Annotated in this window: 10 protein-coding genes; 2 read left to right on the top strand and 8 right to left on the bottom strand. The window is 40.9% G+C overall.

Features of this window, described 5'->3' with window-relative positions; genetic code table 11:
* Nucleotides 1-10 precede the first annotated feature (10 nt).
* From spxR to HMPREF8571_RS06500, 6 genes are all read right to left on the bottom strand, one after another.
* The gene (gene spxR / locus HMPREF8571_RS06525; protein ID WP_000033811.1) at nt 11-1,288 is read right to left on the bottom strand and encodes a CBS-HotDog domain-containing transcription factor SpxR; all 1,278 of its coding nucleotides are present in this window, start codon (nt 1,286-1,288) and stop codon (nt 11-13) included.
* Nucleotides 1,281-1,832, bottom strand: a complete 552-nt coding sequence (locus HMPREF8571_RS06520) for a GNAT family N-acetyltransferase (RefSeq protein ID WP_001028738.1) — start codon at nt 1,830-1,832, stop codon at nt 1,281-1,283. Before HMPREF8571_RS06520 ends, spxR begins: the two co-directional genes overlap by 8 nt.
* A gap of 15 nt (nt 1,833-1,847) precedes the next feature.
* Nucleotides 1,848-3,107: a UDP-N-acetylglucosamine 1-carboxyvinyltransferase gene (locus HMPREF8571_RS06515; RefSeq protein WP_001227100.1), complete on the bottom strand. Its 1,260-nt coding sequence runs from the start codon at nt 3,105-3,107 to the stop codon at nt 1,848-1,850.
* 171 nt (nt 3,108-3,278) lie between these two features.
* On the bottom strand, nt 3,279-4,784 hold the full coding sequence (gene pyk / locus HMPREF8571_RS06510; RefSeq protein ID WP_001042802.1) for a pyruvate kinase: 1,506 nt from the start codon (nt 4,782-4,784) through the stop codon (nt 3,279-3,281).
* 66 nt (nt 4,785-4,850) lie between these two features.
* Nucleotides 4,851-5,858: a 6-phosphofructokinase gene (gene pfkA, locus HMPREF8571_RS06505; RefSeq protein WP_000820875.1), complete on the bottom strand. Its 1,008-nt coding sequence runs from the start codon at nt 5,856-5,858 to the stop codon at nt 4,851-4,853.
* An 80-nt stretch (nt 5,859-5,938) separates the two neighbouring features.
* Nucleotides 5,939-9,040 carry a DNA polymerase III subunit alpha gene (locus HMPREF8571_RS06500; protein WP_000561552.1) on the bottom strand — a complete coding sequence of 1,034 codons (3,102 nt, stop codon included), beginning with the start codon at nt 9,038-9,040 and terminating at the stop codon, nt 5,939-5,941.
* Between the two features lie 411 nt (nt 9,041-9,451).
* Between HMPREF8571_RS06500 and HMPREF8571_RS06495 the strand changes: the two genes are divergently transcribed.
* Entirely contained in the window at nt 9,452-11,734 is a 2,283-nt protein-coding gene (locus tag HMPREF8571_RS06495; protein WP_001211998.1) for a Xaa-Pro dipeptidyl-peptidase, read from the top strand.
* A 516-nt stretch (nt 11,735-12,250) separates the two neighbouring features.
* Nucleotides 12,251-12,721 (top strand): arginine repressor, encoded by a 471-nt coding sequence (locus HMPREF8571_RS06490; RefSeq protein ID WP_001043022.1) that lies wholly within the window; start codon nt 12,251-12,253, stop codon nt 12,719-12,721.
* Between the two features lie 33 nt (nt 12,722-12,754).
* Here the strand turns inward: HMPREF8571_RS06490 and HMPREF8571_RS11305 are convergent, their stop codons facing one another.
* Complete coding sequence (locus tag HMPREF8571_RS11305) at nt 12,755-12,919, bottom strand: hypothetical protein (protein WP_000502575.1); 165 nt, start codon at nt 12,917-12,919, stop codon at nt 12,755-12,757.
* A gap of 9 nt (nt 12,920-12,928) precedes the next feature.
* Nucleotides 12,929-14,239 carry a GTPase ObgE gene (gene obgE / locus HMPREF8571_RS06480; protein ID WP_004240053.1) on the bottom strand — a complete coding sequence of 437 codons (1,311 nt, stop codon included), beginning with the start codon at nt 14,237-14,239 and terminating at the stop codon, nt 12,929-12,931.
* Nucleotides 14,240-14,270: the final 31 nt, after the last annotated feature.

Raw genomic sequence — 14,270 nt, 5'->3', positions numbered from 1 at the left:
CTCCTAGATTCTAATTGATTTTTACTGTAACATTTGCTTTTGAAACAATCTGATGACCATGATAAATATCATAATCAATAATAGCTGAGCGTCTCGTGTGGTGAATAATCCGAGCCTGAATCCGCAAAGTATCATCTATCTGCACAGCCTGCAAGAAATAAATCAACATCTGCTCTATGATGAGATTGCGCCCACTATTGACAACAAGGTCTTGGGTCATATGGTTGAGGATTTCAGCCAAGACTCCATTAGCAAGGACACCATTTTTCTCCAACATGAAGGGCTCAACAGTAATGATGACTTCATCATGATGATAAGAAAGTTTTTGCCCGATTTGCTCTGAAAAAGTCGGCAAAGCTGAAACCTGAGAACGGCTCATTTTTTCCATGACATCTCTTCGAGTTACGACCCCAAGTAGAGTCTGGTTACTTCGAACAACGGGAACCATCTCAAAGTCTTCAGCTATCATTCGTTGGCTGACATTGGCAATATTAGTTGCCAAACCCGTTACGAAGATACTTCGCGTCATCACCTTGTCAATCGTCGTACTAGGTGACTTATCTCCCGCGTCACGCATGGTAACAACTCCAACAACCACTTGGTGTTGGTTAATGACTGGGAAACGGCTACTTCTATTCTTACGTACCAAATCTAGATAGTCTTTGACTGTATCCGTTTCTCTCAAAAAGCCATACTCATGACTCGGACGATAGAGTTTTTCGACTGTTAAAATGTCAGTTTTAATCTGAACATTTGAGAGAGCTTTGTTAATCATGGTTGCAACTGTAAAGGTATCATGCTTACTTCTCAGAACAGGGATACCTTTTTTATTGGCAAGAGTCAATACATCATCTTGGACATGGAAACCTCCAGTCACAAGGACTGCATTTTCATTTTCCAGCGCTAAAAGTTGAATGCGAGTACGGTCACCTACAATCAAAAGGCCTCCATCATGGAGATAAGAGAGGATATTCTGCTCAGTCATGGCGCCAATAGAAAATTTACTAAATTCTCTCTCTAACCCTTCCTGACCTGCTAAAACCTCAGAGCTAGTCACTTCTGCGATTTCTGCATAGGTTAGCCGCTCAATAGCCACTTTTTGGGACTTGACCCGTATGGTTCCACTTCGTGGCCGAGTTTCAACGATGCCACGATTTTCAGCTTCTTTGATAGCCCGATAGGCTGTTCCATCACTAACACCTAGGTGATTTGAAATACTACGAACACTAACTCTCTTCCCAATTGGTAACTCTTCCAGATAAGACAAAATTTCCTGGTGTTTACTCATTGAATTCTCCTTTTATGTATCGAAATTCAAGATAGTCCCTCATTTTTCGTGTATAGCGATCGCTCCCCTTAAACTGTCGGAAGAGACTAAAGCCCGATTTTAAGGCTACTTTTTGGCTAGCTTGATTCTCCAGATGAGTGATGATGGATAATTGTTTTAAACCAAATTCTTCAAAGGAAAGTTGACAGAGTTTGCTAACAGCCTCTGTCATAAAACCTTGCGACCAAGCATCTTTTTTTAAGAAATAACCGATTTCTGCTTCTTTCTTGATTTCGTCGATTTTTTCAAATTTGATGGAACCAATCATTTCCTGATTGTCTTGATTACAAATTGCCCAGACACCTAGAGGAGCCTTCATAAAATAGTTGGCAAGAGCATATTGACTCTCCTCTAAACTTGCTTGGCTGGGAAAAATAAATTGCAGATTTTCTGGATCAGAAGCAATCTCATAAAAGGCTTTACTGTCACTAAAAAAGAAAGGACGCAAATACAAGCGCTCCGTTTCAAAGAAAGAAAACATTGCTAATTTGGTCCAAATATTCATAATCACCTCAATGGTTTAGTCTTCGACGAGTGTAATATCTGCTCCAAGACTACGTAATTTTTCAATGATATCTGAGTAGCCACGAAGGATAAACTCAATATTTGTAATTTCGGTCTGGCCTTGAGCCATCAATCCAGCAATCACAAGAGCGGCACCTGCTCGCAAATCTGTAGCTTTAACACTTGCTCCATGCAAGGTACGACCACCTTTATAGATAATGTGATCATTCGTAGTCGTAATATCCGCATCCATTTTTGCTAACTCAAAGACATGGTTGACACGTTTTTCATAAATGGTATCAATAATCGTTCCACGGCCTTGAGTTGTTAATAAAAGTGGCGTGATAGGCTGTTGCAAATCAGTTGCAAAACCAGGATAAGGAGCAGTTTTAATGCTGATTGCCTTCAGGTCTGACTGCTCTTCAACAAAGATACTATCCTCAGAGACCGTCATACGAACGCCCATTTCCTCTAGTTTGGCGATAAAGCCTTCAAGATGCTCATAAAGAACGTTGTTAATACGAATTCCTTTACCAACCGCAGCAGCAAGTGAAATATAAGTTCCAGCTTCAATACGGTCTGGAATGACTTGGTGACGAGTCCCATGAAGCGTCTCAACACCATCAATAATGATAATATCAGTCCCGGCACCACGAATGTGTGCCCCCATGTTGTTCAAAAGGGTAGCCACATCAATGATTTCTGGTTCACGGGCCGCATTTTCAATGACAGTACGTCCCTTTGCTTTAACCGCGGCAATCATGGTGTTAATCGTTGCACCAACGCTAACGGTGTCCATGTAAATACTTGCTCCATGAAGACCCTTAGCTTGGGCAGATAAATTCATATTATCTCCCTCGTAGCTGACCTTAGCCCCCATAGCTTCAAAGGCTTTTAAGTGAAGGTCAATCGGGCGAGGACCCAAATCACATCCACCAGGAAGTCCTACCGTAGCTTCGCCAAAGCGCCCTAAAAGACTTCCGTAAAAATAATAAGAAGCACGCAAGCTATTAATCTTGCCATACGGCATTGGAATGTTTTGAACGCCTCTTGGATCAATCTCCAAAACATCGTCATAACGCTTAACAGACGCCCCCATGATCTCCATGATTTCGACAAGACTAGCAACGTCTGAAATATCTGGAACACAATCTAAAGTGACAATATCATCTGCTAAGATAATAGCTGGAATAAGCGCAACGACACTATTTTTTGCACCACTAATGGTGATCTCACCTTGCAATGGACGTCCACCATTGATGACAATTTTTCTCATGTTATACTCTTTCAAAATTTACTAAAAAGGTCTTTTCATTCTATTATACCATAATTTTCAATTTTTTCCCATTACTCTTGATTATTTCCTGCCTCTTTTTTGTTTTTGTTCACAAAAAAAGACCCATCACACAAGCTTTGGAGCTTGATATGATAGGCTTTAAAAGTTAGATTAACGTACTGTACGGATACGCATTGTGTTTGTACGAGCAGCTTCTCCAAGTGGCACACCAGCAACGATAACGATATCGTCGCCAGATTCAACCAAGCCTTGTTCAACTGCAATCTTTTCAGCAAGATCAAACATATCGTCAGTATTTGAAGGACGTTCAGTTGTTACTGGAATAACACCCCAGTTCAACATCAATCCACGTTCAGTCAATTCATCGAAAGTGATTGCCAAAATGTCAGCATTTGGACGGTATTTAGAAATCAAACGTGCTGTGTGACCAGTCTTAGTAAGTGTAACAACCAATTTGATGTTCATTGAGTTAGTGGCATCTTTAACAGCTGAAGCCATAACTTCTGTCTTAGAGTTACGCTCGAATGCATCTGAGTTCAAACGACCATATTCATTAAGAAGAGTTTGAGCGTTCTTGTCGATTGTAGCCATTGTTGTTACTGATTCAAGTGGGTATTTACCGTTTGCAGACTCACCTGAAAGCATTGTTGCGTCAGTTCCGTCGATAACAGCGTTGAATACGTCTGATACTTCTGAACGAGTCGCACGTGGTTTTTCAGTCATTGTTTCAAGCATGTTTGTTGCAGTGATAACAACTTTACCAGCAGCATTCACTTTAGTAATGATCATTTTTTGGTAAACTGGAACCATTTCGAATGGTACTTCGATACCCATGTCACCACGAGCGATCATGATACCATCAGCTGCTTCGATGATCTCATCCAAGTTATCGATACCTTGTTGGTTTTCGATTTTCGCGAACAATTGAACATGTCCGTTTCCAGTTTCTTCACAGATTGCACGAACTTCATTCACGTCTTTAGCAGTACGTACGAATGAGATCGCGATGAAGTTGATACCTTGCTCAAGACCGAAGCGGATGTCGTCGTTATCACGTTCTGCAAGAGCTGGGAAAGGAATTTTAGTGTTAGGGATGTTTACACCTTTTTGTTTTGCAACAACGCCATCATTTTCAACTTCTACTTCAAATTCACGAGTTGCATCGTCTTTAGCGATAACACGAAGACCAAGTTTACCATCGTCAACCAAAACTTGATGACCAACTTCAACGTCATCATAGATGTCAAGAGCGCCAGCAACGTTCAAAGCAATCACTTCACGAGTTGATTTGATACCTTGTTTGGTTGCAACACGGATTTTTTCACCAGTTTTATAAGAGTACTCTTTTGCATCGCCTTCGAACAATTCAGTACGGATTTCAGGACCTTTTGTATCCAGAAGGAAACCAACTTTTTTACCTGCAAGTTTTTCAGCAAGTTTAACAGTTGCCATACGGTCACCTTGTTCTTGGTGGTCACCGTGTGAGAAGTTGAAACGGAAAGTGTTTGCTCCAGCTTCAATCAATTTCGCAATATTTTTTGCTGATGATTCAACGTCAAGTTTTTCTCCCCAGTATCCGTCATCACCGAATTTTTTACCACCACGGATTTCTACCGCAGGACCCAAGGTTGCAACGATTTTTACACGTTTGTTCATGATTTTTTGTGACTCCTTTATATAATTCGACCTTTTTGGTCATTTTACTAGATTAATAAAAGTTGATTAGGACAAGCTCTTGTTCAAGTCAGAGAGTTCAAGATCAGCTTTGTGTGGGTTGTTAACAACAATCTTACCATCTTCAGTCAAGCTAAACAAAGCTCCCTCTTCTGCTGTTCCAAGAATTGGGTTTTCAACCATTTTCTCGTTACGGATACCAACAGCGACACCACCGATTCCTTGTTTAAGAAGTTTAACAGCGTGTGCACCCATGCGTGATGCTAATACACGGTCACGAGCGGTTGGTGATCCACCACGTTGGATGTGCCCAAGTTCAGTTACACGAAGGTCACTAGTGTCTCCAGCTTCCTTGAGTTTTTTACCAAACTCATCGGCAGACATAACTCCCTCAGCCAAAACAATGATGTTGTGTTTCTTACCACATTCATAACCAGCTTTGATGCTTGCAACGATATCTTCCATCTTGAAGTCTTCTTCAGGGATGATGATTTCGTCAGCACCAGTTGCGATACCTGCCCAAAGAGCGATATCACCAGCGTTACGTCCCATTACCTCAATAACAAAGGTACGACGGTGACTTGATGAAGTATCGCGAATCTTGTCAATCGCGTCCATAGCAGTTGTAACTGCTGTATCAAATCCGATTGTGAAGTCCGTACCAACGATATCATTATCAATTGTTCCTGGAAGACCAATAGCAGGGAATCCATGCTCAGTCAAGCGCATAGCTCCGTGATAAGAACCGTCACCACCGATAACTACGACACCTTCAATACCGTGTTTTTTCAATTGCTCAATCCCTTTAAGTTGACCTTCGAGTTGTGCAAACTCAGGGTAACGAGCAGAGTGAAGGAAAGTACCACCACGTGAAATGATGTCTCCTACTGAAGCAGCATCAAGTGGATAGATTTCACCGGCAACCATACCTGCGTATCCATCATAGATACCAAATACTTCCATTCCTTCTGAGATTGCTTGACGAACTACCGCACGGATGGCAGCATTCATACCAGGGGCGTCTCCACCACTGGTCAAAACAGCAATACGTTTCATTTGGTTATGCTCCTTTTTCTTTTAACATTCTTACTGATTATACCACATTTAATTGGAAAATTCTTCTATTTTCCGTATTTTTAGCGATAAATCGTTTTCATAACAATTCCATCTAATTTTTCCTGTAAAACTGGGTCTTTTTTTACAAAATGTTGGGAGGAAACAATTGTCTTTTCTTCCTCAACATACCTGATAATAACAGGAATAGAGCCTTTATGTTGTTCTAAGATAGTTGAAATTTCTTTATCGTTGTCGTGGTTTTTAACTTGAATCCAGAATCGTTCCGCCACTGCTTCTTTCAAATCTTGTGCAATCATTTGCAGACGACCATCTCGGGATTGAACTTTGCCATTGATGTAGTAGAATTTTCCTTCAGATAAGATGGAAGCGAATTTTCGATACTGATCTGAAAATACAGTCACATCCAGTTTAGACTTACTGTCGTGAACCTGTAGAAAAGCCATATTCTCGCCTTTCTTAGTTCGAATGACTTTTATTTTTTGCACTTCAACTAGAAGGGTTACATGACTCCCTTCAGTGAGAGTAGCAATGGGCGTTGTCGAATAAAGGGCCTGTTTGGCAAGTGTTTGCAAAGGATGAGCGCTGATACCAACCCCGATCAGTTCCTGCTCCTTGTAAAATTTCTCTGCTTCCGTAAAATCATCCGCCTCAGTCCAGCTATAGCTTGCATCTGCAAAGAGACCACCCAACTCCTCAACAAAAACAAATAGGTTTGGTAGGTTGACTAGGATTTTCTGGCGGTTCTTGTCAAAGTCATCAAAGAGCCCCAGTTCAACCAAAGGAGACAAAAGCGATAGTTTCTTGTAATTCTTAGGAAGACGTGTGACGAAATCTTCAACACTTGAAAAAGGACGGTTTTCAATAATCCAATAAGAAAAATCTCTCGGCATCCCCTTAATGGTTTTCAAACCAAGATAGATTTTCTTCTGAGCAATTTTATCATGATAGGGAATGCTGTTGATGGCTAAAGGCGCTACATCAAATCCCATCTGAAGAGCATCTACAATATAATCACTGCTCGAATAATTCAACATGACTTGAAAGAAAATAGCAGGATAATGGGTTTTAAAATAAGCAAGTTGGAAAGCCAGGGATGAGTAGGCATAGGCGTGGGATCTGTTAAATCCATAGCCAGCAAACTTTTCCATCACTGCAAAAACTTGATTGGCTTTCTCTTCTGAATGACCGAGTTTTACTGCACCAGCGATAAAATCTTCCTTCATCAAATGCATTTCTTTAGCATTTTTCTTACCCATGGCACGTCTGAGAATGTCGGCTTTACCAAGACTGAATCCTCCAAAGCGCTGAGCTACCTGCATGACTTGCTCTTGATAGAGCATAATACCGTAGGTTGATGACAGGATGTCTTCCAATGTAGGATCCAGCACCGTCACCTTTTCTTTGCCATGCTTTCGAGCTACAAAGTTATCGATATAATCACTTGCACCTGGTCTGTTAAGGGATGTCGTTGCTACCACTTCTTCGAAGACTTGTGGTTTCACCCGTTTCAAGAGTCGGATGGCTCCTGGTTGTTCAAATTGGAAAATCCCCTTGGTATTTCCAGCTGAAAATAGGGCTAAAGTTTCACTGTCTTCCAGGTCAATCTCTTCAATTTTTAGATGAACACCCTCTGACTCCGCAAGCAATTCCTGCATTTTTTGTACGAAAGTCAGGTTACGTAAACCGAGGAAATCCATTTTTAGAAGTCCATTGGCTTCAACACCATGAGCATCATACTGGGTGATCAGCATATCCTCACCATATTTTAGAGGAATATAGTCCGTCAAGTCTTGGTCACTCATAACGACTCCGGCCGCATGGATAGAGGTCTGACGAGGATACCCTTCAATCTTTCGAGCAATCTCAAAAGCTTTTTGATATTCAATCTTGCTATTGATGACCTGTCTAAATTGCAAATTCTTTTCATAGGCCGTCGTTAGTGTATCTCGGAAACTGATTTTTTTCGTAATATTTGTTAATTCGTACTCTGGAACACCATAGCGTTTGAAAACATCACGAATTGCCTGTTTTGCTCCAAAGGTCGAATAAGTGACAATCTGCGCCACATGTTGACTGCCATACCGATCACGAACATAACGAATGAACTCTGGTCTATATAGGTCAGGAATGTCGATATCGATATCGGGCATGGTGTACCGCTCACGATTTAAAAAGCGCTCGAAAATCAAGTTTTTCTCAACTGGATCAATCCCTGTGATGTCAAGTGAGTAGGCGACCAAACTACCCACAGCAGAACCGCGCCCCATTCCCATATAGTAGCCTTGGGAACGTCCAAAACGCAACAAATCCCAAACAACTAGGAAATAGTCATCAAAGCCCATATCATGAATAACAGCCAACTCTTCATTTAGCCGCTCTTGATAGAGAACTGAGGTTAACTCCTTGGCTATCAAGCCTTGTTCAGCCCTCTCTCTAAGTTCTTCTACTGCCGGCCTTTCAGGGTTAAAGCGAGGGAGTTTTAAACTTGGATCAAGTTGGTAGCTAACATTCTCTATCAAATCTTGAAGATTGGCAAGTGACTGTGGAAAGCGATTTTTAAATCTTGCTTCTAAGTCTGAGGCTGGTAGAAAGATCCCTTGCTGTGAATGCACATCCACTTCTCTCAGACTGACATTATCCTTGACCGCCGATAAGATTTGCAAAACCTGTATGTCTTCTTTCTCAAAGGAGTTGACCTGATACAGTGGAAGAATAGGTTTGGTAAAGACTTCTTGGTGAGTATCGGGACTAACCCCAATAAAATAATCATGACCTAAATCCAGCTGATCGATTCCATCATAATAAGGAACAATAACAGCAACATCCTCAAGGTGACTGGTAAAGTCAGACCAATTTTTTCGTCCAGTCATTTTTAAAGTGGATAACTTCATCAACTCTTGGTAACCTTTAGTAGATAGAGCTAGAAAACGGAAAGAGATCGCCTTCTCGTCTATAATCAAGGTTATTTCGAGACCAATTAAAGGTTGGATTCCATATTTTCGAGTCACCTCTAAAAAGTGATAGGCTCCATAAAGATTATCCACATCCATGATAGCAAGGTGAGAATAGCCATAATCTTTAGCTGTATGTACATATTTTTCAATCGAAACCACACTTTCCATAAAACTGTAAACAGTCTTGGTATCGAGCTGTGCAATCATTCCATCTCCTCCTTGCTTTAAATATAGTACTATTATACCATTTTAAGTTCCATAATGAACTGGCTCAGACTCTTTCTTTCAAAACCTCTTTGAATTTTTTTTTAACTGTTCATCCTTTATGTTTCTTGAAAATGAAAATTAAGAAGAATAAAATATCTATATCTTATAATAGTTTTAATGGTAATTTTGGACATTTTTATGCTAAGTGACGAATATTGAAATAAAATCCCTTATGCAAATTAACATATAAATATCTTTAAGGTGGCTTTTAATTAGAAGATTTATTCAATATTTTATAATAACTTGCTTAAAGTTCATTCCTATTTTTTAAATTTATTTCATTTGAGTTTATTTATTCCATTTTTCCTCTTTTTTTGATATAATAAATTTATCACTTCAAAGGAGAGCGCCATGCGTTTTAATCAATTCAGCTACTTGCCCACTCCTCGTTCTCAACTATTAGATGAATTAGAGAGTCTTGGCTTGAAGCTATCATCTAAACTGCCTATAAAAAGACAGTTTGAAGACTTCATTCGTTGGAGTTTCTTCACCTATACTAATACCGATTACGCTCTATCTACCCTAGCTGCAGATAGAGAAACGGATCTACTGACCTTCTTTCAGTCTGATAAAGAGCAGACAGCTGATATTTTCTATACCGTAGTTTTTCAACTTTTAGGCTTCAATTATCTTATTGACTTTGAGGATGCTGAACAATTCCGTAAAGAAACTGGATTTCCTATTATTTATGGAGATTTGATTGAAAATCTCTACCATTTGCTCAATACTCGAACCAAAAAGGGAAATATGCTCATCGACCAACTTGTTAGTGATGGACTTATTGCAGAAGACAATCACTACCACTACTTTAACGGTAAGAGCTTGGCAACCTTTTCTAGTCACGATATCATTCGTGAAGTTGTCTATGTAGAGAGTCGTGTGGATACTGATAAAGACGGTCTACCTGATTTAGTCAAGGTTAGCATTATTCGTCCTCGCTATGATGGACAAATCCCTGCAGTTATGACAGCAAGTCCTTATCACCAAGGGACCAACGACAAAGCCAGCGACAAGGCTCTCTACAAGATGGAAGGAGACTTGGAGGTCAAACCTGCCCATATTATTGAACTTGAGAAGCCTGAGGTTGATTTTGTCGAGCCTCTTGGTCAAGCCGAACTCGTCTCTGAGTCTGAAGAAAAGCTAACTCACATCAATAGTTCTTACACTCTCAACGATTACTTCCTCCCTCGAGGATTTGCCAATCTTTATGTGTCTGGTGTTGGCACCAAAGATTCCCAAGGTCTCATGACTAACGGTGACTACCAGCAGATTGAGGCCTATAAAAATGTCATTGATTGGCTTAACGGTCGTTGTCGTGCCTTTACTGATCACACGCGCAAGCGTGAGGTCAAGGCTGATTGGTCCAATGGAAAAGTTGCCACAACTGGCCTTTCTTATCTAGGTACCATGTCCAATGGTCTTGCGACAACAGGTGTTGATGGCTTAGAAGTGATTATCGCTGAAGCAGGTATTTCCTCTTGGTACAACTACTATCGTGAAAATGGCCTGGTGACCAGTCCTGGAGGTTATCCAGGTGAGGATTTTGACTCACTTGCTGAATTGACCTACTCCCGCAATCTCTTAGCCGGTGACTATATCCGTGCTAATGAAGCCCACAAAGCAGATTTAGAAAAGGTAAAAGAACAATTAGATCGCAAGACTGGTGACTACAATCAGTTTTGGCATGACCGCAACTATCTGCTCAATGCTCATAAGGTTCAAGCTGAGGTCGTCTTTACACATGGTTCCCAGGATTGGAATGTCAAACCACTTCATGTTTATCAAATGTTTCATGCTCTTCCAGATCATATCAACAAGCACCTCTTTTTTCATCATGGTGCCCATGTTTATATGAATAACTGGCAGTCGATTGACTTCCGCGAGTCCATGAATGCCTTGTTAAGTAAGAAATTGTTAGGACTTGCAACAGACTATCAGCTTCCTACTGTCATCTGGCAGGACAATTCCGCACCGCAAACATGGCAGAGTCTTGATGACTTTGGCAAGCAAGATAAATTACATACTTTCTCACTTGGAACTGAAGAAAAAGTGATTCAGAACCACTATGAACAAGAAGATTTTGAGCGTTATGGCAAGACTTACCAGACTTTCAACACAGAACTTTACCAAGGAAAAGCCAATCAGATCACCATTGACCTTCCAGTAAGTCAAGACATTCATTTAAATGGTCGAGTTGAGCTGAAACTTCGTCTCAAATCAAGTACAAACAAGGGGCTCTTATCAGCCCAACTGCTCGAACTTGGGCAAAAGAAATATCTACAGCCTTATCCAGCGGTTTTAAGTGCTAGAACCATTGACAACGGTCGCTACCACATGTTAGAAAATCTCTGTGAACTACCATTCAATCCAAGTGCCCAACGTGTCCTCACCAAAGGCTACCTCAATCTTCAAAATCGAACCAATCTTTTGACGGTTGAAGAAATCCAACCCAATAAATGGATGGACTTCAAGCTAGAGCTTCAACCAACTATCTACAAACTTAAAGAAGGAAATACTCTCCGTTTGGTTCTCTACACGACTGACTTTGAGATTACAATTCGAGATAATACAGACTATCACCTGACTGTCGATCTTGAACACTCTACTCTCATTCTACCTTGTCAAAAGGTATAACATCCCAGACTTTCAATATGGAAATCCTTGGTTATAGGAAGTCAAATTGCCCATTTAACTTCCTATAACCAAGGATTTCCACTTGAACAGTCCAACTAAACATAAACTTCGTATCAAATCCAGTTCAAATAAGAGATTTTAATAAGCCTCTAGATAAACCTTGGACAAAAGATACTCCCCCCAATCAACATGTGTCACCATTTATCATACACGCTACTAGACCACATGTTGGAAAATCTCTGTGAATTGACATTTAGAGGAAATTCACAACAAGCCGTGACAAAATGCTAACCTAATTGGATGATTCACTGTCATTAAAGAACATCAATGGTGATGGACGGATCGATATATCATTCATCTGCCCTCTACTAGTGACAAGTTAAAAGAAGGAGATTCTCTCCGTCTAGTTCTTTATACTACTGACTTTGACATCATCATACGTGACAATACCGCCTACCACCCGACTGACATTTTCGTTCAGTCCACGCTGTACCTTTTAAAAGGAGTACTTACTTTATGAACAAATCAGAACATCGACACCAACTTATCCGCGCCCTCGTTTCAAAAAATAAAATTCATACCCAAGCAGAATTACAAGCCTTGCTAGCCGAGAATGATATCCAAGTCACACAAGCAACTTTATCTCGTGATATCAAGACTATGAACCTTTCGAAAGTTCGGGAAGAAGATCAGTCCTACTATGTACTAAATACTGGTTCTATTTCTAAATGGGAGAAACGTTTGGAAAACTATATGGAAGATGCTCTTGTCATGTTACGTCCTGTCCAGCACCAAGTCATTCTAAAGACTCTTCCAGGTTTGGCCCAGTCATTTGGAGCTGTCATTGATGCCCTTGATTTCAAAGATGTTGTTGCTACACTATGCGGAGACGATGTCTGCATGATCATCTGTGAAGATGCTACAAAAGCACAAGCATGTTTTGAAAATCTTAAAAAATATGCCCCACCATTTTTCTTTAGTGAATAAACAAATCCCGTGATTAAAAATCACGGGATTTGTTTATTCATTTGAAAGTGTTTCTTCTTTCTTCATACGTGCCAATCTAAGAGCACGTTTGGGATTGAGACGATTAAACAATTCTTCTAGTTTCTTTTCATTCCATACGTCTGCTGCAGAAACAAAATTTCCATCTGCATCTCGGAATGATATCGGTTTATCTCCCATATCAATCTCCTAGTCTACAAATTCAAATTCAAATTTACCGATGCGGACCAAGTCGCCATCTTTGGCACCACGTGCACGAAGGGCTTCGTCAACCCCCATACCACGAAGCTGACGGGCAAACTTCATGACTGATTCGTCACGGTCAAAGTTGGTCATGTTAAAGAGTTTCATGAGTTTTTCACCAGAAAGTACCCATGTCGCATCATCATCACGACTAATCTCAAAGGCTTTTTCTTCCTCGTCAAAGCCATAGTAAGCCTCTTCTTCCATATCGGATTCATCATAGATTGGGAATTCTGGAGTCTTGTCCAACAATTCAGCTGTCGCATCCAAAAGGGTAGCCAACCCTTGCTTGGTTAAACCAGAAATCGGGAAGATGGCTGGTAGTTCTTCAAACTCGTCGTAGTTAGCTGCCAATTTCTTCTTGAAGGTTTCAAGATTTTCCTGACTTTCGGGCATGTCCATCTTGTTAGCCACGATGATCTGCGGACGTTCCATCAGACGAAGGTTGTATGATTCCAATTCTTTATTGATAGCAAGGTAGTCCTCATAAGGATCACGCCCTTCGCTGGCCGACATATCGATGATATGAAGGATAACTCGAGTGCGTTCAATATGTCGAAGGAACTGAGTTCCCAAGCCAACACCTTGACTAGCTCCCTCAATCAAACCTGGAAGATCTGCAACAGCAAAGGATTCACCTGACTGCGTACGAACCATACCCAAATTAGGAACAATTGTCGTAAAGTGGTAGGCACCGATTTTTGGCTTAGCTGAAGTGATGACACTAAGCAAAGTTGACTTTCCGACAGATGGGAAACCAACTAAGCCAACATCCGCCAAGATTTTTAATTCCAGTTGCAACTCACGTTCCTGACCCGGCTCTCCATTCTCAGAGATTTCAGGTGCAGGATTTTTTGGTGTTGCAAAGCGGATATTTCCACGACCACCTCGACCGCCATGTGCCACGATAAACTCTTGACCGTGCTCAATCAAGTCTGTAATGACTTTCCCTGTCTCAGCATCACGTACAGTCGTTCCTTGGGGTACGCGAACACGAAGGTCTTCTGCACCACGCCCATGCATTCCTTTTGTCATCCCTTTTTCACCAGATTCGGCCTTGAAATGACGGTTATAGCGAAAATCCATCAAGGTACGTAAGCCTTCGTCTACTACGAAAACGACGTTCCCTCCACGTCCACCATCACCGCCCCATGGTCCACCATTAGGGACATATTTTTCACGGCGAAAGGCAACCATGCCATCACCACCATTACCAGCCTTGACTTTGATCTTGGCTGTATCTAAAAACATACTCATATTTTTTCTCACTTTAAAAAGGCTGGGAAAT

This window comes from Streptococcus mitis ATCC 6249 (assembly GCF_000146585.1).
In the GTDB taxonomy this organism is placed as follows: Bacteria; Bacillota; Bacilli; order Lactobacillales; family Streptococcaceae; genus Streptococcus; species Streptococcus mitis_AZ.
Note: the sequence above shows the minus strand (reverse complement) of the source record. Positions and strands in the feature narration are given on the sequence as shown.

Bases quoted from the DNA above. Each gene is read 5' to 3' on its own strand.
- HMPREF8571_RS06495 (WP_001211998.1), top strand. From the start codon at position 9,452: ATGCGTTTTAATCAATTCAGCTACTTGCCCACTCCTCGTTCTCAACTA.
- HMPREF8571_RS06500 (WP_000561552.1), bottom strand. From the start codon at position 9,040: ATGATTGCACAGCTCGATACCAAGACTGTTTACAGTTTTATGGAAAGT.
- spxR (WP_000033811.1), bottom strand. From the start codon at position 1,288: ATGAGTAAACACCAGGAAATTTTGTCTTATCTGGAAGAGTTACCAATT.
- HMPREF8571_RS11305 (WP_000502575.1), bottom strand. From the start codon at position 12,919: ATGGGAGATAAACCGATATCATTCCGAGATGCAGATGGAAATTTTGTT.
- pyk (WP_001042802.1), bottom strand. From the start codon at position 4,784: ATGAACAAACGTGTAAAAATCGTTGCAACCTTGGGTCCTGCGGTAGAA.
- pfkA (WP_000820875.1), bottom strand. From the start codon at position 5,858: ATGAAACGTATTGCTGTTTTGACCAGTGGTGGAGACGCCCCTGGTATG.
- HMPREF8571_RS06490 (WP_001043022.1), top strand. From the start codon at position 12,251: ATGAACAAATCAGAACATCGACACCAACTTATCCGCGCCCTCGTTTCA.
- HMPREF8571_RS06515 (WP_001227100.1), bottom strand. From the start codon at position 3,107: ATGAGAAAAATTGTCATCAATGGTGGACGTCCATTGCAAGGTGAGATC.
- HMPREF8571_RS06520 (WP_001028738.1), bottom strand. From the start codon at position 1,832: ATGAATATTTGGACCAAATTAGCAATGTTTTCTTTCTTTGAAACGGAG.
- obgE (WP_004240053.1), bottom strand. From the start codon at position 14,239: ATGAGTATGTTTTTAGATACAGCCAAGATCAAAGTCAAGGCTGGTAAT.